The sequence below is a fragment of the Haloterrigena alkaliphila genome (assembly GCF_017352155.2).
In the GTDB taxonomy this organism is placed as follows: Archaea; Halobacteriota; Halobacteria; order Halobacteriales; family Natrialbaceae; genus Haloterrigena; species Haloterrigena alkaliphila.
In genome coordinates, this window is record NZ_CP071462.1 from 3,767,995 (window position 1) to 3,789,580 (window position 21,586).

At 65.8% G+C, this 21,586-nt stretch carries 22 protein-coding genes; 8 read left to right on the forward strand and 14 right to left on the reverse strand.

Translation table 11 applies throughout. The features are described 5' to 3' along the window. Nucleotide 1: 1 nt before the first annotated feature. The 4 genes from J0X25_RS37365 to J0X25_RS37380 all read right to left on the reverse strand — a co-directional run bounded on the left by J0X25_RS37365 (nucleotide 2) and on the right by J0X25_RS37380 (nucleotide 3,758). Complete coding sequence (locus J0X25_RS37365; RefSeq protein ID WP_207288932.1) at nucleotides 2-1,144, reverse strand: ABC transporter ATP-binding protein; 1,143 nt, start codon at nucleotides 1,142-1,144, stop codon at nucleotides 2-4. A gap of 21 nt (nucleotides 1,145-1,165) precedes the next feature. Then, nucleotides 1,166-2,308 (reverse strand): ABC transporter substrate-binding protein, encoded by a 1,143-nt coding sequence (locus J0X25_RS37370; RefSeq protein ID WP_207288933.1) that lies wholly within the window; start codon nucleotides 2,306-2,308, stop codon nucleotides 1,166-1,168. A 132-nt stretch (nucleotides 2,309-2,440) separates the two neighbouring features. Next, nucleotides 2,441-3,268, reverse strand: coding sequence for an endonuclease III domain-containing protein (locus J0X25_RS37375; RefSeq protein ID WP_207288934.1), 828 nt, complete (start codon nucleotides 3,266-3,268; stop codon nucleotides 2,441-2,443). A 76-nt stretch (nucleotides 3,269-3,344) separates the two neighbouring features. After that, entirely contained in the window at nucleotides 3,345-3,758 is a 414-nt protein-coding gene (locus J0X25_RS37380) for a DUF371 domain-containing protein (protein WP_207288935.1), read from the reverse strand. Between the two features lie 119 nt (nucleotides 3,759-3,877). Between J0X25_RS37380 and J0X25_RS37385 the strand changes: the two genes are divergently transcribed. Next, nucleotides 3,878-6,382, forward strand: a complete 2,505-nt coding sequence (locus J0X25_RS37385; protein ID WP_225896700.1) for an ATP-binding protein — start codon at nucleotides 3,878-3,880, stop codon at nucleotides 6,380-6,382. Nucleotides 6,383-6,469: 87 nt separating this feature from the next. Here the strand turns inward: J0X25_RS37385 and J0X25_RS37390 are convergent, their stop codons facing one another. The 3 genes from J0X25_RS37390 to J0X25_RS37395 form a co-directional block, all read right to left on the reverse strand. Continuing rightward, nucleotides 6,470-7,813 (reverse strand): alkaline phosphatase family protein, encoded by a 1,344-nt coding sequence (locus J0X25_RS37390; RefSeq protein ID WP_207288936.1) that lies wholly within the window; start codon nucleotides 7,811-7,813, stop codon nucleotides 6,470-6,472. 232 nt (nucleotides 7,814-8,045) lie between these two features. Continuing rightward, entirely contained in the window at nucleotides 8,046-8,180 is a 135-nt protein-coding gene (locus tag J0X25_RS39870; protein WP_284145169.1) for a hypothetical protein, read from the reverse strand. 180 nt (nucleotides 8,181-8,360) lie between these two features. Beyond that, the gene (locus J0X25_RS37395; RefSeq protein ID WP_207288937.1) at nucleotides 8,361-8,891 is read right to left on the reverse strand and encodes an inorganic diphosphatase; all 531 of its coding nucleotides are present in this window, start codon (nucleotides 8,889-8,891) and stop codon (nucleotides 8,361-8,363) included. A gap of 206 nt (nucleotides 8,892-9,097) precedes the next feature. Between J0X25_RS37395 and J0X25_RS37400 the strand changes: the two genes are divergently transcribed. After that, on the forward strand, nucleotides 9,098-9,457 hold the full coding sequence (locus J0X25_RS37400) for a PadR family transcriptional regulator (protein WP_207288938.1): 360 nt from the start codon (nucleotides 9,098-9,100) through the stop codon (nucleotides 9,455-9,457). Between the two features lie 30 nt (nucleotides 9,458-9,487). Here J0X25_RS37400 and J0X25_RS37405 read toward each other — a convergent pair whose 3' ends face one another. Together J0X25_RS37405 and rnhA are read right to left on the reverse strand one after the other, a co-directional pair. After that, complete coding sequence (locus J0X25_RS37405) at nucleotides 9,488-10,120, reverse strand: DUF7108 family protein (RefSeq protein ID WP_207288939.1); 633 nt, start codon at nucleotides 10,118-10,120, stop codon at nucleotides 9,488-9,490. 123 nt (nucleotides 10,121-10,243) lie between these two features. Further along, the gene (gene rnhA, locus J0X25_RS37410; protein WP_207288940.1) at nucleotides 10,244-10,837 is read right to left on the reverse strand and encodes a ribonuclease HI; all 594 of its coding nucleotides are present in this window, start codon (nucleotides 10,835-10,837) and stop codon (nucleotides 10,244-10,246) included. Nucleotides 10,838-10,999: 162 nt separating this feature from the next. Between rnhA and J0X25_RS37415 the strand changes: the two genes are divergently transcribed. Further along, the gene (locus tag J0X25_RS37415; protein ID WP_207288941.1) at nucleotides 11,000-11,962 is read left to right on the forward strand and encodes a transcription initiation factor IIB; all 963 of its coding nucleotides are present in this window, start codon (nucleotides 11,000-11,002) and stop codon (nucleotides 11,960-11,962) included. Between the two features lie 71 nt (nucleotides 11,963-12,033). Here the strand turns inward: J0X25_RS37415 and J0X25_RS37420 are convergent, their stop codons facing one another. The 4 genes from J0X25_RS37420 to J0X25_RS37435 all read right to left on the reverse strand — a co-directional run bounded on the left by J0X25_RS37420 (nucleotide 12,034) and on the right by J0X25_RS37435 (nucleotide 15,345). Further along, a complete protein-coding gene (locus J0X25_RS37420; RefSeq protein ID WP_207288942.1) occupies nucleotides 12,034-12,678 on the reverse strand; it encodes a DUF4399 domain-containing protein in 645 nt (214 codons plus the stop codon). 328 nt (nucleotides 12,679-13,006) lie between these two features. Then, nucleotides 13,007-13,291 carry a hypothetical protein gene (locus J0X25_RS37425; RefSeq protein ID WP_207288943.1) on the reverse strand — a complete coding sequence of 95 codons (285 nt, stop codon included), beginning with the start codon at nucleotides 13,289-13,291 and terminating at the stop codon, nucleotides 13,007-13,009. Between the two features lie 306 nt (nucleotides 13,292-13,597). Next, nucleotides 13,598-14,248: a transcriptional regulator GfcR gene (gene gfcR / locus J0X25_RS37430; RefSeq protein WP_207288944.1), complete on the reverse strand. Its 651-nt coding sequence runs from the start codon at nucleotides 14,246-14,248 to the stop codon at nucleotides 13,598-13,600. Further along, nucleotides 14,245-15,345, reverse strand: coding sequence for a glucose 1-dehydrogenase (locus tag J0X25_RS37435; RefSeq protein WP_207288945.1), 1,101 nt, complete (start codon nucleotides 15,343-15,345; stop codon nucleotides 14,245-14,247). Before J0X25_RS37435 ends, gfcR begins: the two co-directional genes overlap by 4 nt. A gap of 144 nt (nucleotides 15,346-15,489) precedes the next feature. Between J0X25_RS37435 and J0X25_RS37440 the strand changes: the two genes are divergently transcribed. Next, nucleotides 15,490-16,860, forward strand: coding sequence for an HAD family hydrolase (locus J0X25_RS37440; protein ID WP_207288946.1), 1,371 nt, complete (start codon nucleotides 15,490-15,492; stop codon nucleotides 16,858-16,860). A gap of 115 nt (nucleotides 16,861-16,975) precedes the next feature. On the opposite strand, the gene J0X25_RS37445 is transcribed toward J0X25_RS37440, so the two are convergent. Further along, nucleotides 16,976-17,158, reverse strand: a complete 183-nt coding sequence (locus J0X25_RS37445; protein WP_207288947.1) for a hypothetical protein — start codon at nucleotides 17,156-17,158, stop codon at nucleotides 16,976-16,978. A gap of 576 nt (nucleotides 17,159-17,734) precedes the next feature. Between J0X25_RS37445 and J0X25_RS37450 the strand changes: the two genes are divergently transcribed. From J0X25_RS37450 to J0X25_RS37465, 4 genes are all read left to right on the forward strand, one after another. Beyond that, nucleotides 17,735-18,412, forward strand: coding sequence for a helix-turn-helix domain-containing protein (locus J0X25_RS37450; protein WP_207288948.1), 678 nt, complete (start codon nucleotides 17,735-17,737; stop codon nucleotides 18,410-18,412). Nucleotides 18,413-18,540: 128 nt separating this feature from the next. After that, nucleotides 18,541-19,458: a dihydrodipicolinate synthase family protein gene (locus J0X25_RS37455; RefSeq protein ID WP_207288949.1), complete on the forward strand. Its 918-nt coding sequence runs from the start codon at nucleotides 18,541-18,543 to the stop codon at nucleotides 19,456-19,458. An 89-nt stretch (nucleotides 19,459-19,547) separates the two neighbouring features. Then, a complete protein-coding gene (locus J0X25_RS37460; RefSeq protein WP_207288950.1) occupies nucleotides 19,548-20,684 on the forward strand; it encodes an acyl-CoA dehydrogenase family protein in 1,137 nt (378 codons plus the stop codon). A 361-nt stretch (nucleotides 20,685-21,045) separates the two neighbouring features. Next, nucleotides 21,046-21,585, forward strand: coding sequence for an HAD family hydrolase (locus J0X25_RS37465; protein WP_207288951.1), 540 nt, complete (start codon nucleotides 21,046-21,048; stop codon nucleotides 21,583-21,585). Nucleotide 21,586: the final 1 nt, after the last annotated feature.

Genomic DNA, 21,586 nt, shown 5'->3' on the forward strand with positions numbered 1-21,586 from the left:
GTTAGAGGTCGACCCTCGAGCCGTCGTCGCGGAACGCGAGGACGTCCGCGCCGTCCCAGCTAATCCCGATCTCGTCGCCGGCCTCGAACTCGCCGGAGTCCGAGACGGTACGTTCGGCGAACACCGACGTTCCCTCGACGTCGACGGAGTACCGAACCGTCGATCCCCGATAGAGGACGTTCTCGACCGTGCCGACGACGAAATTCGTCGTACTTCCGTCGGCGCGAACGGCCTGGGTCGCCGCCTCGCCGTCGGCGTCCGCCGCCGATTCGATCGAGAGGGCCTCGGGACGGAGCGAGAGGACCACCGAATCGCCCTCGGCGAGCGCGTCCGCGCCGCCGTTCGTCGTCGGAATGACGACCTCCCGTCCCAGCTCCGTGTCGACGCGGACCGAGTCCGCCGTCGTCCGCTCGACCGTCCCCTCGACGAAGTTCGTATCGCCGAGGAAGCCCTCGATGAATCGGTTCTTCGGATTCTGGTAGACCTCGTTCGGCTCGCCGACCTGGACCAGCTTCCCGTCGGCCATGATGCCGATCCGATCGGCGAGGGTGAACGCCTCGTCCTGATCGTGCGTGACGTGGACGAACGTCTCCTCGAGGTCCGCGTGGATCTCGCGGAGTTCGATCTGCATGTCCTCGCTGAGTCGCTTGTCGAGGTTCGACAGCGGCTCGTCGAGCAACAACACGTCGGGGTTGACGGCGAGGGCTCGTGCGAGTGCGACGCGCTGTTTCTGCCCGCCGCTCAGGTTCATCGGATCGTCGTCGGCGTACTCCTCCATTCGGACGCGCTCGAGCATCGTTCGCGCCTGCTCTCGGCGTTCCGCCTTCTCGACGCCCTGCATCTTCAGCCCGAACGCGACGTTCTCGAGCACCGTCTTGTGGGGGAACAGCGCCCAGTCCTGGAAGACGGTCGCAGTCGTGCGCTCGTAGGCCGGCCGATCGGTCACGTCCTCGTCGTCGATGCGAATTTCGCCGTCCGTCGGCGTCTCGAGGCCGGCGAGCATCCGCAGCGTCGTGGACTTGCCGCTGCCGCTGGGGCCGAGCAGGCAGAGCAGTTCGCCGTCGTCGATCGTCACCGAGACGTCTTCGACGGCGAGTTCGTCTCCGTACCGTTTCTCGAGTCCGGCAAGCGTGATTTCAGACATGTATGAATAGCGGTGGGTCCGTCAGGAGTTGCGCTGGATCTCGCTGAACGCGTCGGAGAGGTCGCCGCTGTGGTCGGCGAGGAACTCCCAGTCCGGGAAGGCGATGTTCGACGCTTCCTCGCTGTTGCTCGGCAGGTCGTCGGCGAGGTCGCCGGCGTACTCGGTGTTCTCGTTACAGAACAGAGTGGGCATCTCCTCGGACCACGCCGTCTGGACCTCCGAGTCCATGAGGAAGTTGATGAACTCCTCGGCCCGGTCGCGCTTGTCGGTGCCCTTGACGACGCACCAGTGGTTCAGGTAGCCGGTCGTCTCCTCCGGCATCGTGTGGGTCAGCCCGTCGTAGTCGTCGATGTCGTACTCCGTCTGCTCGTAGTACCACTGGGCGACGTCGATGACGTCGTTGCGGAAGGCCTGCCAGATGTCCTCGCCGGAGCTGGCCCAGCTGGTGATCGGCCAGTTCCGGACCGTTTCGAGGACGTCGTCGTGCAGGTCGGCGTCGTGCATCTCCTCGCCGAGTTCCGCCTCGTCCATCCCGACGGCGGCGGCGTACACCGGGAACCACCAGAAGCCGGTGTCGACGCCGATCCCGTTGCTCTCCTGGACGGCCGGCGCAGAGAGGTCGCTCCACGATTCGAATTCGAAGTCCACGTTCTCGCGGTGGACGATGGTACAGGGCGCGCCGTCGACCGGCATCCCGTACTCCGTGCTCCGGAACTCGGAGTAGTAATCGATGAGTTCGTCGGCGTTGGGGACGTTCTCCGTCCTGATCTCGTGGAAGAGATCGTCCTGTCGGCCGAGGTAGTAGAAGTTCCCCTCCGTGATGGTGACGTCGTACGGCGGGTCGCCGTCCGGGGCCGTCTGGATGTTGGTGAGGATGTCGTTCCAGCCGCGTTCGATCTGGATCTCCGCATCGAACTCCTCTTCGTATTTCGGGACGACCGATTCCTCGAACCGGTCGGCGTAGTTCCCGCTCCAGACGCTGACGCGGAGCGGATCGCCACCCCCACTCGAGAGCAGTTCCGTACAGCCGGCGAGGGCGGTCGCCGACCCGACCGCTGTCGTCGTCAACAGTCGGCGGCGTGAGACAGAAGAACGCTCGGTGTCAGTTGTCGGCTCGGTCGCACTCTCGCTCGTCTCTGCAACCCGATCAGGGTCTGCAGCCATTGGTACCCCGGTCATCTCTGGTGGTGACGTAAAACGATTGTGGCTTCACGGAACGTCGCAACGTGTTACCAGTTCTCTTACCGATCGGTCCGATACTGCTCGAGAAACCGACAAGAACGACGGGGCTCGAACTCAGGTATCGGATTCGGCCGCCTCCGGCGCCTCGGCGGGATCGATCACCTCGCCGGTCTCGGGGTAGACCCCGACCTGCTCACAGATGTCGGCCATCGGACAGGCCTCCGGATCCTCGAGGCAGGCCGGCTTGCGCGCCGTGCAGTACTCCCGGCCGAACTGGATCGTCGCCGTGTGGCCGAACCCGCACTTGGCAGTGGGTACCTCGCGCTCGAGAACGGCGCGCACGTCCTCGTGGTCGGCGTCGGCCGGTGCGATCCCCATGCGGCGGTAAATCCGGTGGACGTGCGTGTCGACCGGAAAGACGCCGCCGCGGCCGCCCGCGAACAGCAGGACGCAGTCGGCGGTTTTCGGGCCGACGCCGCGAACCGAGAGCAGCGTCTCGCGGACCTCGGCCGGTGCTCCTTCCGTGACGAACTCGTCGAACGCCCCGGCGGAGCCGAACTCCTCGAGGACCCACTCGGCGGTCGCGACGAGGATCTCGGACTTGCGGTTGTAGAGGCCCGCAGAGCTGATCGTTTCGGCCAGTTCCGACTGCTCGGCCGCGGCGAGCGACGCCGCGAGGTCGGTCTCGGGACCACCGTACCGATCGATCAGCGCGTCGTGCGCCGGCTGGCTGGCCTTGTCGCTGGTGTTCTGGCTCAGGATCGTCCGAACGAGACAGGTGAATGCGTCCTGCCCGCCGTAGGTCTTCTGCCAGTACAGTTCGCCTAGTCGATCGACGACCACCTCTGCGCGGGTGTCGGCCGTCGCGGGGTCGAACTCGGCGGCGACGCCACCGCCCTCCGTGCCGCCGCTGATGTTGACCGCGGGTTCGTCGTCGCTCATGGTCTCGTCTTCGGACGGCCGGGACAAAACGACGACGGAAGGAGAACCACACCCTGCTGCGACGACTGCACGGGAACTACTCCACGCTGATCGTCACGGTCGCGTCAGCGCCGTCGGCCAGCGCCGCGACGAGGTCGCGGTCGAACCCCTCGGCCGCGAACTCTGCGTCGTTCACGATCGTCCGGTCGTCCACGTAGTCGCTCGTTCGCCCCACGGCGCTGCGCTCGTTCGTGAACTCGAGGTCGGGATCCCCCCGTCCCGTCACCGAGTCGGAGTGGCCGCCCGCTTCGATCGTGACCGTGATCGACGCGTCCGCGTCCCGACAGGCCGCGACGAACGCGGGATCGAAATCGGCGGGGGCGCGGTCGGCCTCGATCGCGAGGATGCAGTCCCCCGCGGGGGTGAGGTAGTCGTCGGTCGTCACCTCGAACGTGCTCGCGTGCTCGGCGGAGACGTGCTCGTGGCCGCGAGCGCGGATGACCTCTTCCATGCACGGGGGTTCGTTGCCGGGCGGAAAACGGCCTCGAAGTGGAGCCGCCGTCGGCGCGGTCGCGACGACTCGAGTCGGTCAGCGAAACATCCATTACGGTATCCCGGAAAGTGCGTACCGTGCCTTTCCGGAATCGCTTCCTGTCGCCCGGCAGTGCGAGAGTCGGCATCGTCGCGCTCGGCGTGCTGTACGTCGCGCTCGCCGTCGGGCGGGCGTTCGTCCGCCTCTCGCAGGGCACCGCGCTGGGGAACGTCCTCATCGTCACGCTGCTGATCGCAGGCCCCGGTCTCGTCCTCGTCTACGGGAGTTACTGGGTATCCGGAGCCGGCATCGACGACGAGTTCTACCCGGACATCCTCCGCTGGTGTCTGCTCGGGTTCGGGACGATGGGGGCCCTGCTCGTCCTCTTTCACCTCCGACCCGACGGAAGCGTCGACGACCCGGGGACGGGGGTGCCGATCCTCACCGCGCTGAGCACCGCCGCCGGCTTCGGCGTCGGCAGCTACGACGTCCGGGCCAAGACGCGGCGGCGCGAACTCAGGCAGCGAAACCGCGAACTCGAGGACACGCAGGCGGAACTCGAGGAGACGGTTCACCGGCTGGCGGAGACGAACACCCGCCTCGAGGAATCGAATACGCGCCTCGAGCACTACCGGCAGTACACCGACGAGGTGCTGGACGCCATCCACGACGTCTTCTACGTCATCGCGGCGGACGGCAGCCTCAAGCGGTGGAACGAGAGCCTCAGCGACGTGACGGGGTACGCGGACGCGGCCCTCTCGTCGATGACCTTCGCGGGGCTGGTCGCCGACGACGACCGCGAGACGGTTACGAACGGGATCATGGAGGGAGTCGAAACCGGCCGTACACAGTTCGAGGCGGAACTGTGTACCAGCGACGGAACCCGGGTTCCCTACGAGTTCGCCGCGTCGACCCTCGAGGTCCGCGACGAGGAACCGGTGCTGGCGGGCATCGGACGCGACATCTCCGAGCGCAAGGCGCGCGAACGGGCGCTCGAGGAGTCGGAACAGCGATACCGGACCCTCGCGGAGAACTTCCCGAACGGCGCGGTGGTGCTGCTCGACGACGACCTCCGCCACACGCTCGTCGAGGGCCAGGGCTTCGAGAAACTCGATTTCGACGCCGACGACCTCCGGGGCGAACGCGTACGGGACGTGTACCCGCCCGAGATCCGCGAGCAAATGGAACCGAACTACCGCGCGGCACTCGACGGCGAATCGAACAGCTTCGAACTGCCGCTTCAGGGGCGAACGTTCGAGTTCCGGGTGCTCCCGCTGACCACCGACGACGAAGTGTTCGGCATCCTCGCGATGTCCCAGGACATCACCGAGCGCAAGCAGCGCGAACGAGCGCTCGAGCAGCGGGCCCGCCAGCAACGGGTCGTGGCCGACCTCGGTCAGTTCGCCCTCGAGACCGACGATCTGGACGAACTCATGCGCGAGGCGACCAGAAACGTGGCGGACGTTTTGGACAACGAGTACTGCAAAGTGCTCGACCTCGACGAGGAGGAGGAAGAGCTCCTGCTCCGTCAGGGCGTCGGGTGGCGCGACGGCCTCGTCGGCGAGGCGTCGGTGTCCGCGGTCGAAGCGGAGTCGCAGGCCGCGGTGACCCTGGCGAACGACGGGCCGATCGTGGTCGAGGACATCGAGACGGATCCGCGACTGAGCGGCCCCGAACTGCTGACGAGCCACGACGTTCACAGCGGGATCAGCACCGTCATCGGCCCGTTCGACGAGCCGTGGGGGATTCTGGGAACTCACGACACCGAGCGGCGGACGTTCACCGACGAGGACGTCACGTTCGTTCAGAGCGTCGCCAACGTCCTCGCCGAGGCGATCGAACGCCAGCAGTACCGCGAGGAACTCGAGGAACTGGTCGTGGACCTCGAGAAGTCCAACGAACGACTCGCCGAGTCCAACGAGCGCCTCGAGCAGTTCGCCTACGCCGCCAGTCACGACCTGCAGGAGCCGCTGCGGATGGTCTCCACCTACCTCCAGTTGATCGAGCGACGGTACGCCGACGAACTCGACGAGGACGGCGTGGAGTTCCTCGAGTTCGCCGTCGACGGCGCCGAACGCATGCGCTCGATGATCGACGGGCTGTTACAGTACTCGCGGGTCGAGACGCAAGGTGACGAGTTCGAACCGGTCGATCTCGAGGGCGTTCTCGCCGACGCTCGAGACGACCTCCGGATGGCGATCGAGGAGAGCGACGCCGAGATCACCGCCGCGTCGCTCCCTCGCGTCGAGGGCGACGAGGGACAGTTGCGACAGGTGTTCGAGAATCTCCTGTCGAACGCGATCCGGTACAGCGGTGCGGAATCGCCGCGGATCCACGTCGCCGCCGAGCGGAACGGGACGGACTGGATCGTCTCCGTCACCGACGAGGGGATCGGGATCGATCCGGCGGACCAGGAACGCATCTTCGAAATCTTCGAGGGGTTGCCCGCCGCGGACGGCTACGCCGGGACGGGGATCGGCCTCGCGGTCTGCGAACGGATCGTCGAACGCCACGACGGGGAGATCTGGGTCGACTCCCAGCCCGGTGACGAAACGACCTTCTCGTTCACGCTACCGCCAGTCGATGCGGACGGCGACGACTGAAGCGGACCGGAGGTTCCGAGGGCAGTGTCCGCGACGGTACGGATCGAAAATTCGCGCTATCGTCGAGTCGCTCGCGAGCGAACGGCCTTACAGCAGGCTCGCGCCGTCGAACTCGCCGCGGCTGTAGTCGACGTCCAGCAGGTCGAGAACGGTCGGCGTGATGTCGAAGAGGTCGGCGTTGCCGATGGTCGCGTCCGGATGGTCGATGTACAGCGAGGTGTTGTCGAAGCTGTGCATCCCGTTTCGGGGGCCGGTGTCGAAGACCTCGGAGTCGGCCTTGAAGCCGGACTTGAGGTCGAAGCCCTTGTTCGGGATCGCGACCAGGTCCGGCGCGATGTCGTCGTGATCGCCGCGGAAGGCCTCCTCCTTCTCGACGACGCGTTCGACCACCTGGTTCCCGTTCGGCCCCTCGAGTGCCTCGAGGTCCGCCTTCAGTTCGTCGCGGACCTCGTCGTACTCGTCCTCGGGGACGGAGCCGCGCGGTTCCCGGCCCTCGAGGTTGATGTAGAACCGACCGGGGATGAAGGAGTACGCCCTAGTTTCGTCGGCGATGTCGTCCAGTTCTTCCGGATCGTCGGTCTGGAAGGAGAGCCACCCCTCCTCCCGGAGCCACTCGTTGAAGTGGACCTCGTAGTCGAGGCTGGTGAAGCCGTGGTCGGAGGCGACGATCATGGTGACGTCCTCCGGGAGCGCGTCGCGAAGCCGGCCGATGTAGTCGTCGATCTTCTGGTAGAACTCGAGGAATTCGTCCTTGTACTCGCCGTCGCGCTCGTAGTCCTTGAACAGGAAGTGGTTGACCCGGTCGGTCGTCATGAAGACGCCGAAGAACAGGTCCCAGTCGTCCTCCTCGATGTAGTGTTTAAATGCCTCGAAGCGCGCGTCGACGGTGGCGTGAGCGTCCTCGATGAACTCGGATTTGTCCTCCTGGTGGCCGAGTTTCGGATTGACGTCGATCCGGTAGTCGAGCGTCTCGAGGTAGTCCCGAACGTCGTCGGGGTAGGCCGCTTTGTCGAGGCCGGGCGAGAGGAAGCCCGAGACCATCCGCTGGACGTTGCGCTGTGGCGGGAAGGTCACGGGGACGTTCATCACGGTCGCCTTGCGACCATCCTCCTGGACGCGGTCCCAGACGCGGTCGGCCTGGACCTCCCGTCCCATGGGGACGTAGGTGTCGTAGGTACCGATCTCGCGGTCCTGAAAGCCGTAGACGCCCGTCTCACCGGGATTCTTCCCGGTCGTCAGCGACGGCCAGCAGGCGCTGGATTCCGGCGGCACGATGCTCGAGATCTCGCCGGCCGTCCCCTCCTCGGCGATCGCGGCGAAGTTCGGGAACAGTTCCTCGTTCTCCGACAGGAGACTGTACGGCACGCCGTCGACCCCGATAAACGCGACTCGGGGAGTGTCGTCGCCCCGCAGTCGATCGAACAGACCCATGGGCGTGGGTAGTCCGACCGCATACAAGAAGGTTCGTTTCGAGATACAGCCTTGCGAATGGTTGTCACCGTCTCCCAGCCACCGTTCCGACGATCGATTCGATCGGATTGACGATCTGGTGCTGATTGGCGTTTCAGTGCAGAATGGTGGCCTGGTCCGGCTCGTCACCTGTCTCGGTGCGAATCGAGCGCACACTCGAGGCTGTCGGCCGTCGTGCGACGAGCAGCGGCCCTCAGTCGTCGCGGTCGGTCTGGTCGTCGGCGTCGAAGTTCACGGGAACGACCGTCGGGTGAGCCATGCCGACGGCGGCGTCGGGCGCGTCGTCTGCCGAGGGGGACGGTCGTGCGGACGGGTTGGGTGCTGCCATACGGGTCTAGCCACGACGGGAACGGGGATAAAATTACCCATGCTCATAATGCATGAAGCGAACGGCTGTCCATAACTCCCGTGAATCCGGTGGCGACCGAACCGACGGAACGGTGGGTGCAGACCGCTGTGAACGGCGTCAGAAGCGAGAAAAACGGGTGTGGCGAGCCGGCAGCGACTCTCAGAAGTTCTCTTCGTAGAGATCCTGCGCGTGTTCGATCGCGTCGTAGGCGGCCTGTCTGTCCTCCCAGCCCTGCGTCTCGACTTCCTTCCCTTCCTCGAGGTTCTTGTAGGTCGCGAAGAACTCGTCGATCTCGTCGAGTTGCTGCTGTGGGATGTCGTCGAGGTCCTCGATGTGGTCGTAGCGCGGGTCCTCGCTGGGGACGGCGATGACCTTGTCGTCCTGCTCGCCGTCGTCGTCCATCTTCATCAGTGCGACCGGGCGCGCCTCGATGATGCAGCCGGGGAACGTCTGGTCCTCGACGAGGACGAGCACGTCGAAGGGGTCCTCGTCGTCGTAGTACGACTGCGGGATGAACCCGTAGTCGCTCGGATAGTGGACGTTGCTGTGGAGGACGCGATCGAGGACGACCCCCGGGACGTCCTTGTCGTACTCGTACTTGTTGCGCTCTCCCTTGAGACACTCCACGACGGCGTAGATCTCTTCGGGCGGGTTCGGTCCGGTTTCGAGGTCTTCCCAGAGGTTGACCATGTACCCGAAACTCCACGGGTGGATCAAAAAGTACTTTCGTAATCGAGTGTCACAGTACGGACGACGGTTACCAGACACCTCGACGATGAGATCCGGACAAACACCACCAGTGTCCGGCGGCCCCGGAGTTGATCGACCCGCTGCGGAGCGGTCGAACCGAGAATTAGTTGACAAGTCTTAAATAGTCTGGTGACATTTGCACACGTATGTCAGAGGCACAATCAATCACCGGCGAACAGAGTATTGCACGCGAACTCACCGCGTTCCAGACCAACATCCTCACGATCCTGGCCAAAGAGCCGATGTACGGCCTGGCGATCAAACGTGAACTCGAGGACTACTACGGAACGGAAGTAAACCACGGCCGACTCTACCCGAACCTCGACGAACTCGTCGACCTCGGGCTCGTCGAGAAGAGCGAACTCGACAAGCGAACCAACCAGTACTCGCTGACCGACGACGGCTACGACGCCGTCCTCGACGGCATCGAGTGGTCGCTCTCGAAGATCGTCACGGACGACGACCGCGCCGACGAGATCCGCGACATCGTCGACGACAGCTACTGAACGCGCCGATACACCACCAGAATCCACCAGTTACCGGTCCCGGAACTCGGGTACCGGTTCGTCGACCGTTTCGTAGATCCGCGTGATCGACTCCTCGATCACGTCGCGTTGTTTTTCCGACGGCCAGGCGTTCCTGACGAAGTAGTCCGTCACGAACTCCGCGAGTTCCGCGCCCGTCAGGTCCTCGATCCGTTTCGCGTAGTGGTTACCGACGAAGTCGGCCAGCGCCGCGGCGTTGTCACCGTCGACGTCGCCGTGACGGTCCCGGACTCGAGCGACGATGTCGCGGTTGTGCGCGTCGATCGCCTCCCAGTCGTCGGGATCGTCCGTTCCCTCGAGGGGAATCTCGATCGCCCGCGAGAGGTCGTCGATCCGGTCGGTTCTGATGACCCCCTCCTCGGCGTCGTGCCACTCCTCGGGGTGGAGCACGAGGACGGCGTCGTCGTCCTCCCGGACGCGGGCGGTGAACTCGTAGTTCTCGAGGAGACTCGCGCGCCACTCTCTGCGGGCCTGCGCCTCGTTCTCGTCGGGCGTCTCGCGCGCGATCCGCGTGAGCCGCTCGGCCTCGTCGACGACGTCTGCGGGGAGTTCCGCGGTCGCGGGCTCGTCCCCGGCCCCGTCGGCACCGCCGGCGTCGGCGAGGGATTCGTTCGAGTCGGTCATACCGCGGCGTACGCGCTCGAGGACTTTTCCTCTTGCCGATCCGCAGTGGCAGTCTCCCCTTGCCGATCCGCAGTGACGGCGAGCAACAACCGACGAGCGCCGTCGAGCACCGTGGCCGACGGGTCAGGCCCGATCCAGCGCCTCGTTGGCCAGTTCGTCCGCACGCTCGTTGACCTCGCGGGGGACGTACTCGAGGGTCCACTCGTCGAACGCGCGGAGGAGTTCGTGGACGCTGACGCGCCGCTCGCGCAGTTCGGGATCGTTGGTGTCGTACTCGCCCCGGACCTGTTTGACGATCAGTTCGGAATCCCCGCGGACGTGAACCTCGTCGTAGCTGTAGTCGCTGGCGGCCTCGAGGGCCGTGATCAGCGCCTCGTACTCGGCCTGGTTGTTCGTCGCGCGGCCGATCGTCTCGCCGCCCTCGGCGACGATGCCGTCGCCGGTGACGATCAGCCAGCCGATGGCTGCGGGGCCCGGGTTGCCGCGGCTCGCGCCGTCGAAGTAGACGTGGGCGCGCCCGCCGCCCTCGCGCAGGATGGCCTCGAGGTCCCGCGGGTCCGAGCCCTGGATGACGACCTTGTCGTCGTAGGCGACCGCGGACGCACCGCCGCGACTGGCCCGCCAGCGCTCGTGATCCGTGTTCCCCGACTCGACGGAGACGTCCGCCGCCTCGAGTCGCTCTCGAGCCGTCTCGACGTCGCATTCGATGACCGGCATTCCGGGCTGTTGTCCGGTGGAATCGGATAAAGTCTTTCCGGTTCCGAATCGTAAACTTCGCGTCTGGAGGCTCCTCGATGCCGATTTCGGGAGATACGCGTCAGATGGTGAAAACGGTTCCCGAGGATTTATATACCATGGTGATACTACTATAAAAGTGCGATGACACGGCCCACCCGCCAGCGGGAGCGAACGCGTGAGACGGACGAGACCGAGGAGCAGGAGGGGGTACGTGCCTGCCCCGAGTGTGAATCGGACAATCTCGTAAAGGACTCCGACCGGGGTGAGCTCATCTGTGAAGACTGTGGGCTCGTCGTGGAGGAAGAAAAGATCGATCCCGGCCCGGAGTGGCGGGCGTTCAACCACCAGGAACGACAGGAGAAGTCCCGCGTCGGCGCGCCGACGACCCAGACGATGCACGACAAGGGGCTGACGACGACCATCGACTGGAAGGACAAGGACGCCTACGGCCGCTCTATTTCCTCGAAGAAACGCAGTCAGATGCACCGCCTGCGCAAGTGGCAGGAACGCATCCGAACCAAAGACGCCGGGGAGCGGAACCTGCAGTTCGCGCTCAGCGAGATCGACCGGATGGCCTCCGCGCTCGGGGTCCCTCGGTCCGTCCGCGAGGTCGCCTCGGTCATCTACCGACGCGCGCTGAAGGAAGACCTCATCCGCGGCCGGTCGATCGAAGGGGTCGCCACGTCCGCGCTGTACGCCGCCTGTCGGAAGGAAGGCATCCCGCGCTCCCTCGAGGAAATCTCGGAAGTCTCTCGCGTCGAACGCAAAGAGATCGGTCGCACGTATCGGTACATCTCGCAGGAACTCGGTCTCGAGATGCGCCCCGTCGACCCGAAAAAGTACGTCCCTCGCTTCTGTTCCGAACTCGAACTCTCCGAAGAGGTCCAGACCAAGGCTAACGAGATCATCGAGAAGACGGCCGAGGAAGGCCTGCTCTCGGGCAAGTCACCGACCGGCTACGCCGCGGCCGCGATTTACGCCGCGTCGCTGCTCTGCAACGAGAAGAAGACCCAGCGTGAAGTCGCCGACGTCGCGCAGGTCACGGAAGTGACCATCCGGAACCGCTATCAGGAACAGATCGAAGCGATGGGCATCCACGGCTAGGTCGTCCGCTCACCGTTATTTTTTGCGCCGAATCGCCGATCAGCGACCGTACAGCCGCCGCGCCCGGGAGCTTACTGCTCGTCGTCGACGTCGGTTCCGTTCTCCGCGTTCCCCAGGCCCGCCGCCGACTCGTTCCCGCCGTCGGTCTCGTTTCCACCGTCGCTTTCGTTCCCGCCGTCCCCGCCCTCGGTGACTTCGATCGTGATCTCGTCGGTGAGGGCGTAGGCGTTGTGAATGCCGTCACCCGCCTGCGCACAGAGGTCGTGTTCGCCCGGTTCGAGTTCGAGTTCGATCTCTCGTCCGCCCTCGCTCAGGTGATGGTAGCCGTCTTCCTGCGGGATGACGTAGCCCGGTTCGATACACCCCTGGTCGACGATCACGTGGAGGTGACCGACTCCGTTCTCGGACGTCTCGTCTCCCTCGACTGCGTCGAGCTCGAGGCCCTCGACCTCCATCTCGACCGAGACGGGACTCGAGACCTCGGCGCCGTCTTCGGGCGAGACGAAGGAGAGTTCGCCGTCGACCTCCTCGTAATCGATATCGGCGACCGTGTCGCCGCCGCTGTCGTTCTGCGAGTCGTTCCCGCCTTGGCTCTCGTTCGAGGGGTCCCCGCTCCCGTCGTCGCCCTCGAGCACGTCGGTGCAACCAGCGAGTGCGGCGGCGCCCGCCGCAACGCCGGCCGTGAGGTATCGTCGTCGCGTCGATGATCGTGTCATGGTGGATCTAACTCGTTCGATGGCGTCGTTGGGGAGACACCGACGGCTAACGGCACTCTCTCGGTCGGCGGCCGTCGCTGGAAGACAGCAGTCGGCGATCCCCGTTCGCGCGTCGGGACGGTGATCAGGAGTCGATCGGATCGACACGCCCCGACGGACGGTTCCGCTGTACCTCTCGCTGGGGGCCTCGTGGCGAAAAGGTCGCGGCCTGCCCTCGCTACGGTTCGAATCCCCGAGACGACGACCGCCCTGGGTCGACTCGGACCGCTCGAATACCCCCGGAGCGCGTTCGATACCGGCGTGGCGGCGCTCCTCGGGCGGGGGACACCTATATATCGGATTCGTTGGTGTCGTTGGTCTCGTTTTCAGTTTCGTTGCCGCCGATATCGGTCTCGTTGGTCTCGTTTCCGGTCTCGTTGGTCTCGTTTTCAGTTTCGTTGCCGCCGATGTCGGTTTCGTTCTCGCCGTCTTCAGTTTCGGTCTCCTCGCCGCCGTTCTCCCCGCCGTTGGCGTTCCCGTTACCGCCGCCTCCGCCGCCACAGCCCGCGAGGGCCGTGAGGCTGATTCCACCGCACAGTGCGATCGTCCGTCGGCGCGTAAGTCTGTCCGTCATCTGTTTCGTCACTCGAGAGAGGGGGACTGACCGGCAAGAGAATTCGGAGCCTAGTGCCCGTGTTTCAGCGGCAAACTATCGTTACGTCGATTCCGCCGAAAAGCGGTCGCGTTCGGGTCGTCGACCGCGATTGTCTTGCGGCCTGATAGGATATCGCGTCGACCGTTTCGACGAGAACGGACACCCTGCTGGGATCCGGCGCACGTTAGAAAATCGTCAGTTACTCGGCGGAACGTCCGTCCGACCCCGCGTTCGACCCCGGCACTGATCGGCCGCTGCAGTTCGATCGCGGGTCCGACCGGGCGATCACTCCTCCTTGCCGACGCTGATGACCTGCAACAGCGAGTAGACCGGGACGCCCTCGATCTCCTCGAGGCCCTGTTTGTCCGCGAGAACCACGCACGCGAGGGGGTCGCCGCCCTCGGCGCGGATGGCCTCGATGGTTTCGCGCATCGTCGTCCCGCTGGTGATCGTGTCGTCGACGACGTAGCACTCGCGGTCGCGGATCCCCGCGAAATTCCGGCTAAAGGTCCCGCCGAGCTCCTCGATGTCGCCCTCCTCCCACTGGTGTTTCGCGGGCGTGTAAGTCCCCAGATCGGTCTCGAGTTCGCGCGCGACGAGCGTCGCGATCGGGCCGCCGGCCTTCTCGATGCCGATCGTCAGGTCGACGTCCTCGCCGTGTTTGACGAGCATGTCCGCCATCGCGTCCGCGATGGAACCCATCCGTTTGCTGTCCCGGCCGATGGCCGACCAGTCGACGTGGATGTCCTGGGGGCCGCCCGGGCTCGCGGGCGCCTCCTGCTGTCGGTCGCTCGGTTCCGTCGTCGCGCCGCTGCGCTCGACGAGCCAGCTCGCCGTCTCCCGGGAGACGTTCAGTTCGTCCGCGATCTCTCCCTTCGAGAGCCCCCGGGTCGCGAGCTCGGCCGCGCTCTCGATGAGGTCGTCGACGTTTTTCATATATCGCTGAATTCGACCGCCGTTTTTATAGTCGTGTCGTCGTCGCCCGACCGTTCGTCGGTCGTCGCGTTCGGAAACGCGCGATCGTACTCCTCGAGGCCGTAGACGCCGGTCACGACGGCCTCGAGGAGCCACGGCGGGAGCTCCGCGAGCGTGTCGACTGCCGACGCGAAGTGGTCGCGATTCGAGTTGACGCTACCCACGATGGCCTTGTTGTGGAGGACCAGTTCGCGGTGGAGTCGCCCGCCGTCGATCTCGAACGACCAGTCGCCGGGGACGCCGAGCAGGGCGGCGACGCCGTTGGGGGCGAGCGCGTCGATGGACTCGAAGGCGTGTTTCGCGTACCCCGTCGCCTCGTAGACGACGTCCATCGGCTCGTAGGCGTCGGCGATCTCCGACACCGGCGTCTCGCGGGAGTCGATGTAGGTGACGCCGAGTTCGTCGAGGATGTCGATCGAGGGGTCCGGTCGGTCGCGCCGCCCCAGACAGTAGACCCGATCGTAGCCGATCGTCGTCCGGAACATCGCGGCGGTCAACAGCCCCAGGGAGCCGTTCCCGAGGACGAGCGCGGACTCGGGTCGCCAGTCGAACGCGGCCCGCGACGCGGCCGCGTGCTGGAGGGCCTTCTCGGTGATGCTGATCGGTTCGACGAGGAAGCCGACCGGCGCGAGGTCGGCGGGGATGGGGACGAGACAGTCGGCCGGACTCGTGAAGTACTCGGCCATGAACCCGTGGGCGCCGACGATCCCGCGCTCGACGTACTCGCCGTCGGGCGCCATGTCGGGTTCGCCGCGTTCGAAGTAGTCGTTCGTCTCGACGCCCGCCGGCGGCCGGCGGACCGTCGGCACGACGTACTGGCCCGCCTCGAGGTCGGTTCCGTTGGGCTCCTCGACGATCCCGACGGCCTCGTGACCGAGGACGAGTCGGTCGTCACCCGCGGGGACGCCGCCGTGACAGCCGTCGATGACCTCGTAGTCGGTACCGTCGACGCCGACGCGGAGCGTTCGGACGAGGGCTTCGCCGGGGGCCGGTTCGGGGACGGGGAGTTCGATTCGTTCCGGCGCACCCGCCCCGGGCTCGACTGCGATGGCTTTCATGGTATCACACTACGCGGCCTGCTGTTAAGTATTTATTCCTAGTCGAGTAAAAATTCTGTACGTTGGTGATCGGGTAGTATGATCGGTCACGCTGGAGCGGCCAACTGGAAACGATTATCCTGCTGCCCGCGGTCGGTAGGGGACATGGAGCGGTACGATCTCGTCTACCAGCTGTACGACGAGTACGAGACGGACCAATTACGGGAGTATCAGGCGTTCGTCGACGTCTTTCCGGCGATCGACTCCCGCGTCGCGCTCGAGCACTGGCAGACCGCGAACGAGGAACTCGAGCGGCGCAAGGACGAGATTCGCTCGGCGTTCGCGGCCGGCGAGACGTTCGCGGAGGTCGCCGCCCGGGCCGACCGCGATCAGGCGTTCACCGCCTTGGACCTCGAGGCCAAGTACGGCCGCGCGGTGAACGTCCTCGTCCTCGACGTCGACGAAACGCTGCGCTCGGCGGGGGGAACGGACAACGAGATCCCCCGCGACACGCTGCACGTCCTGACGGAGTTCCACGAGGCCGGGGTTCCGATCGTGATCTGTACCGGCCAGACCCTAGAGAACGTCAAGGGGTTCGCGATTCAGGGGCTGGGCAGCGAAATCGTCCACTCCGGGAACCTCTCGATCGTCTACGAGGCCGGGACCGGCGTGTTCGCGCCGGGTCACGGCGCCGACACGAAGCAACTGCTCTACGAGGAGCTGGACGCCGGAATCAGGGACGTCTTCGACGACGTGCGCTCGCGGGTGCTCCCCGAGGCCCCGGAGGACCTCCGCCGGGGCTGTCACCTGCAGGGCAACGAGTTCAACGTCACGATGAAGCCCAACTACGAGACCGGCTCCCAGCGGGCCCGGGAGACCATCGACGCCGCGCTGGTCTACCTGATCGACCTGCTGGCCGACGCGATCGGTGAGTCGCTCGAGGCGACGAGCGACGGCGGCGCTACGGGGGATGACGGCGCTGCGGGCGACGACGGTGGAGCGAGCGAGGATGGAGGAGGGAGCGACGACGGCAACGGAAAATCCGCGGACGACAACGGCGCCGCCGACCTCGAGGGCGAGACCGTCGCCGACTGGACGCGCACCTTCTACGCCGAGCAGGACCCCGAGATTCGGGCCGTCCTCGAGAGCGAGGGCGCCTACCCCGACCTCGCGGCCGACGCGGTGCCCGACGCGCTCGCGGCTATCCTCGAGCGCATCGACGTCGCCTACTACGAGGCCGACGCGGCCGAGATCGGCAGCCTCGAGTTGAACAAGGTCGTCGGCGTCGAGCGCGCGCTGGACGTGCTGGGCGTCGACGACCCCTTCGCGCTCGTGATGGGCGACTCCAAGAGCGACCTGCGCGTGATGGAGTGGGTCCACGAGAACGACGCCGGCATCGCGGCCGCACCCGAGCACGCCTCGCAGGATACCTTAGAGCACGTCCTCGAAACGGACGAACTCGTTTTCGACCGCGGGAAGAGCGTCGACATCCTGCGGACGGTGTACGCGTTGAATCGGTTCGCGCGACTCGAGTGACTCGGTGACTGTTCGTGCTATGGGTTACGGCTCTCGCGATGTTACGATCGAAGGGTTGCTCGAGTCGTTGAACTGGGATTTCGATTCGATCGATGCGTCCGTTCGATTCACGTGCTTACGATTCTGACGTGACGAACAGGACGAGTAGTGCAAGTCCCATAGCGATCGCCATCAACGGCTCCCAGTTTCCAGTCTGTCCCGTGTAGTATGCAGCAGCCGCCGATACAATTCCCAGCAGGGTCATACCGACTTCGGTTCGTTCAGCAACATTGATTCTCGGCACTGAGGTCTCGGCCATTATGCAGTTATTCGACTTGTCTGAGCATTAATCTTATGCTCGTCGGTAGTGTGCAGCCAGTTCTTCGCCGCTATCGAATGGTGTGTACGAATGGAACGGCGCTTCGATTACCAGAGTAGGTGAAGCGAAGCGTCCTGCTATCGTGGCAACAGGGAATCGCCACGCCCTCCCCAGCCGATTCGCTCGCGCAGTTCCGTCGGATCCCCTCGCTATCGCTCGGTCCTCCGACAGCGCGCGCCACCGAATTCCGGTTCCGCAGCCGAGCGAAGCATGTTATCAGCCTGTTCTGACCGTCACGGGCCGTGAAAGGCTGTCTTAAACGGCTGGAATGCAAAAGCCTGCTCATCAACCGAGCGCACGCAGTATCAGTTGGTAGCACGATCCGAGCGGGAGTGGCGCGGACGATCACGCCGCCGCTGAGCGATCGATGGGTACCGACAGGTGCTCTCGCCACCCCTGAGCGTGGATCGGCGAGGAAATTATGAGACGATTCGGGTCCAACGACACGAGCCACACTCAGGACAGCGGTATCGTTCTTCAACCGGACTCGAGCGACCCGTACGGGGTGATCGATCGATGACGACCATTGCAGAACTGACCCTCTCGACCGACGAGTTCGCGCTCGCGTCGACGTTCGAACAGTTCCCGGACGTCGAGGTGCGCGTCGAGAGCGTCGTCGCCGAGGGGCCGTCGCGGACGATGCCCCTCGTCTGGTTCTCGAACGTCGACCGCGACGACCTCGAGGCGACCCTCGAGGCCGATTCGACCGTCGCCGAGTACCAGTGCCTTCTCGAGGACGCCGACGGGGACGAGTGGTTCTACCGGCTCCGGTACGGCGAGGATATCGGCTCGGTCTGTCGCGCGGTCTACACCAACGGCGGCACGCTGCTCGACGCGCAGGTCGCCGACGACCAGTGGACGCTGCGGCTGCTCTTCCCCCACCGCGAGGAGCTCTCCGACGCCGTCTCGGCCATCGAGGACCGCGGCGCCCGTGTCGACGTTCGCCGGATGGTCGAGGCCGGCCAGGACGAGGACCTCGAGACGACCGCGGCGCTGACCGAGCCCCAGCAGGAGGCTATCTCCGAGGCCTACCGGCAGGGCTACTACGACGTCCCGCGGGAGATTTCGCTCGAGGAACTGGCCAACGAACTCGACATCTCCCACCAGGCGCTCTCGGAACGGCTCCGGCGCGCGAACCGCGTGCTGGCCAGCGAGCAACTCGACGAACCGACGGGCCAACTGGCGACCGAGTAACGGACCCGACGGCGCGGTTCTCGCGCTCGCAGCCGATCCGAGCGCCGGCGTCTCGAGCCCGATGGACTAACTCCGGCGCTCGTCAGGGAAGCTTGTCTTTTAAGCCCGTTCGCGGCGGACGAACGGCCATGTCGTATCACGATCCCGGGGCGGACGATCCGCTGGGGCTCCACGGCGTCGTGCCGCCGACGGTCACCGCGTTCCACGACGACGAGTCGGTCGACTACGAGCGGACGGCCGACCACGCCCGCTTCGTGGTCGACCGGGGCGCCCACGGCGTCTTCCCGCTGGGGACCAACGGCGAGTTCCCGCTGCTGACCGGCGCGGAGCGCGAGAGCGTCGTCGAGGCGGTCGTCGAGGAAGTCGGCGACGAGGTGCCGGTCATCGCGGGCGTCGGCGCGCCGAGCACCTACGAGACCGTCGCCCACGCCGAACACGCGGAATCGACGGGCGCCGACGGCATCGTCGTCGTCACGCCCTACTACTACCCGCTCGATCACGAAGCCGCGCTCGAGCACTACCGCCGGGTCGCCGAGGCCGTCTCCCTGCCGGTCTACGTCTACCACATTCCGAGCAAGACGGGCAACGAACTCTCGCTCGAGACCCTCGACGAACTCGCGGCCATCGACAATCTCGCGGGCGTCAAGGACTCGAGCAAGGACGTGCCGTGGCTGGTGCAAGCGATCGACAACCACCCCGAACTGACCTTCCTCGCCGGTTCGGACTCGCTGATCACCACCGGATTCGCAGTCGGTTGTTCGGGCGCTGTCAGCGCCGTCGCGAACGCCTTCCCGGAACTCGTCGTCGGCTGCTACGAGGCCTACGACGCCGGCGAGCGACCGCGCGCCCGGGAACTCCAGAGCCGAATCTTCGACGTCCGGGACGCGTTCAAGCACGGCGGCGCGTACATGTCCGGCGTCAAGACCGCCCTCCGGATGCGCGATTTCGACGCCGGCCCGCTGCGGAGACCGCTCCGACTGAAGGACGACGAGTCGGCCGCGGCGATGCGCGCGCAACTCGAGAAACTGGAGCTGCCGGGGCTGTAGGACCGCCGGGAAACGCCTCGATCGACGCACTCCCTCGAGCGTCGCCGGCCAGCCCGGAAATTTTTGCCACGGACCCCCGTACATCGGCCATGGAACTCACCGAGGAGCAGGCGGCGATCCGCGACACCGTCCGGGAGTTCGCCAGCGAGGAGATCCGGCCGACCGCGCTCGAGGCCGACGAGACGCAGTCGTTTCCCGAGGACGTCTGGGACGGTCTCGCCGACCTCGACCTGACGGGACTGACGGTACCCGAGGAGTACGGCGGCTTCGACGCGGACCCGGTGACGGCCGCCGTGGTCAACGAGGAGGTCGCGTACGGAATGCTCGCCGTCGCGACGGCGCTGTCGGTCCACTCGCTCGCCACCTCCTGTATCGCCGAGTTCGGCGACGAGGCCCTGCGGGAGCGCTGGCTGCCCGAGATGGCCGAGGGGCGGCCGGTCGGCGCCTTCGCCCTCTCGGAACCCCACGCCGGATCGAACCCGGCCGAGATGTCGACCGAAGCTTCTCGAGAGGGCGACGAGTACGTAATCGACGGCGAGAAGCAGTGGATCACGAACGGGCAGCGGGCGGGCGTCTACGTCCTCTTCGCGAAGACCGACCGCGACGATCCGAACTCGGTGACGCAGTTTCTGGTGCCCGGCGACGTCGACGGCCTCTCCGTCGGCGAGAAAGAGGACAAACTCGGCCTCCGGGCAAGCGACACGACGAGCCTGACCTTCGACGAGGTTCGGATTCCCGCGGAGAACCGGCTTACAGAGGAGGGAAAGGGACTCTCCGCCGCGTTCCACATCCTCACCGGCGGTCGCATCGCGATCGCCGCGCAGTCCGTGGGGCTCGCCCAGTGCGCCCTCGACGAGGCGCTGGCCTACAGCGACGAGCGAGCGCAGTTCGGCGGGCCGATTTCGGACATCCAGTCGATCCGGCACAAGCTCGCCGAGATGGCCACCCGGACGCGGGCCGCGCGACTGTTAACTCGAGACGCGGCCCGGAAGCGAGGGACCGACTCGAGCGCGGGCGGCGCGGCGCTCGAGGCCAGCATGGCCAAGTACTTCGCGAGCGAGGCGGCGATGTTCGTCACCAACGAGGCCGTCCAGATCCACGGCGGCTACGGCTACGTCACCGAGGGCGAGGTCGAACGCCTCTACCGGGACGCCAAGATCACCGAGATCTACGAGGGGACGACCGAGATCCAGAAGACGGTGATCGCGCGGGAGTTGCTCGACTAGAACGACGGTTCGCTGGCCAGAGGTGCGAGTGGAACGGGGGACTCGAGGGGTCAAGTAGAACTCGAGGGAGCCAAGACGGAAACGCGTGCTCTGCTATCGTGGCAACTGGGAATCGCCACGCCCTCCCCAGCCGATTCACTCGGTCGCTGCGCTCCCTCGCTCATCCCTCGCACGGCGTTGTCGTCCACCCTCACTCTCGTTCGGCTGGCCGACAGCGCGCGCCACCGCACGCCGGGTAGTCGGATTGCAGCACTCCGTGGAGCGGCTGTGACGAACGCGACCGGATAGAACCGCACCGGTTTCGTCGTGTACGGTCGCGGATACCGAAGTCACTATTCACCTCCCGGCTCTATCCCCGTGCGTGACAGCCTACGACGCCGTCGTCTACGATCTCGACGGAACGCTCGTCGACCTCGACGTGGACTGGGACGCGGTCGCCCGAGACGTCCTCGAGGTGTACGAATCCGCAGGTATCGAGCCGCCGAGCCGAGAGCTGTGGGACCTGCTCGGGGCCGCGAGCGACGTCGGACTCGCCGAGGAAGTGGAGTCGACGATCGCGGCCCACGAACGCGACGGGGCCGAGACCGCACCCCGGCTGGCTCACGCCGACGAACTGCTCGAGCAGGGGGTGCCGGTCGGCGTCTGCTCGCTGAACTGCGAGGGAGCCTGCCGGATCGCCCTCGAGCGCCACGACCTCTCCGGGGCCGTCGAGGCGGTCGTCGGTCGGGACACGGTGGCGACGCAGAAGCCGGATCCGGAGCCGTTACTCGAGACCGTCCGGAAACTCGAGGCCGAACCGGAGCGAGCGCTGTTCGTGGGCGACTCCGACCGGGATCGGCTGACCGCAGAACGAGCGGGCGTCGCGTTCGAATTCGTCGGCGACGGGCCGTCGGGCGTCTGAG

What these genes read in the sequence shown, in the direction of transcription:
- J0X25_RS37365 (WP_207288932.1), bottom strand. Translation starts at nt 1,144, where the DNA reads ATGTCTGAAATCACGCTTGCCGGACTCGAGAAACGGTACGGAGACGAA.
- J0X25_RS37370 (WP_207288933.1), bottom strand. Translation starts at nt 2,308, where the DNA reads ATGGCTGCAGACCCTGATCGGGTTGCAGAGACGAGCGAGAGTGCGACC.
- J0X25_RS37375 (WP_207288934.1), bottom strand. Translation starts at nt 3,268, where the DNA reads ATGAGCGACGACGAACCCGCGGTCAACATCAGCGGCGGCACGGAGGGC.
- J0X25_RS37380 (WP_207288935.1), bottom strand. Translation starts at nt 3,758, where the DNA reads ATGGAAGAGGTCATCCGCGCTCGCGGCCACGAGCACGTCTCCGCCGAG.
- J0X25_RS37390 (WP_207288936.1), bottom strand. Translation starts at nt 7,813, where the DNA reads ATGGGTCTGTTCGATCGACTGCGGGGCGACGACACTCCCCGAGTCGCG.
- J0X25_RS39870 (WP_284145169.1), bottom strand. Translation starts at nt 8,180, where the DNA reads ATGGCAGCACCCAACCCGTCCGCACGACCGTCCCCCTCGGCAGACGAC.
- J0X25_RS37395 (WP_207288937.1), bottom strand. Translation starts at nt 8,891, where the DNA reads ATGGTCAACCTCTGGGAAGACCTCGAAACCGGACCGAACCCGCCCGAA.
- J0X25_RS37400 (WP_207288938.1), top strand. Translation starts at nt 9,098, where the DNA reads ATGTCAGAGGCACAATCAATCACCGGCGAACAGAGTATTGCACGCGAA.
- J0X25_RS37405 (WP_207288939.1), bottom strand. Translation starts at nt 10,120, where the DNA reads ATGACCGACTCGAACGAATCCCTCGCCGACGCCGGCGGTGCCGACGGG.
- rnhA (WP_207288940.1), bottom strand. Translation starts at nt 10,837, where the DNA reads ATGCCGGTCATCGAATGCGACGTCGAGACGGCTCGAGAGCGACTCGAG.
- J0X25_RS37415 (WP_207288941.1), top strand. Translation starts at nt 11,000, where the DNA reads ATGACACGGCCCACCCGCCAGCGGGAGCGAACGCGTGAGACGGACGAG.
- J0X25_RS37420 (WP_207288942.1), bottom strand. Translation starts at nt 12,678, where the DNA reads ATGACACGATCATCGACGCGACGACGATACCTCACGGCCGGCGTTGCG.
- J0X25_RS37425 (WP_207288943.1), bottom strand. Translation starts at nt 13,291, where the DNA reads ATGACGGACAGACTTACGCGCCGACGGACGATCGCACTGTGCGGTGGA.
- gfcR (WP_207288944.1), bottom strand. Translation starts at nt 14,248, where the DNA reads ATGAAAAACGTCGACGACCTCATCGAGAGCGCGGCCGAGCTCGCGACC.
- J0X25_RS37435 (WP_207288945.1), bottom strand. Translation starts at nt 15,345, where the DNA reads ATGAAAGCCATCGCAGTCGAGCCCGGGGCGGGTGCGCCGGAACGAATC.
- J0X25_RS37440 (WP_207288946.1), top strand. Translation starts at nt 15,490, where the DNA reads ATGGAGCGGTACGATCTCGTCTACCAGCTGTACGACGAGTACGAGACG.
- J0X25_RS37445 (WP_207288947.1), bottom strand. Translation starts at nt 17,158, where the DNA reads ATGGCCGAGACCTCAGTGCCGAGAATCAATGTTGCTGAACGAACCGAA.
- J0X25_RS37450 (WP_207288948.1), top strand. Translation starts at nt 17,735, where the DNA reads ATGACGACCATTGCAGAACTGACCCTCTCGACCGACGAGTTCGCGCTC.
- J0X25_RS37455 (WP_207288949.1), top strand. Translation starts at nt 18,541, where the DNA reads ATGTCGTATCACGATCCCGGGGCGGACGATCCGCTGGGGCTCCACGGC.
- J0X25_RS37460 (WP_207288950.1), top strand. Translation starts at nt 19,548, where the DNA reads ATGGAACTCACCGAGGAGCAGGCGGCGATCCGCGACACCGTCCGGGAG.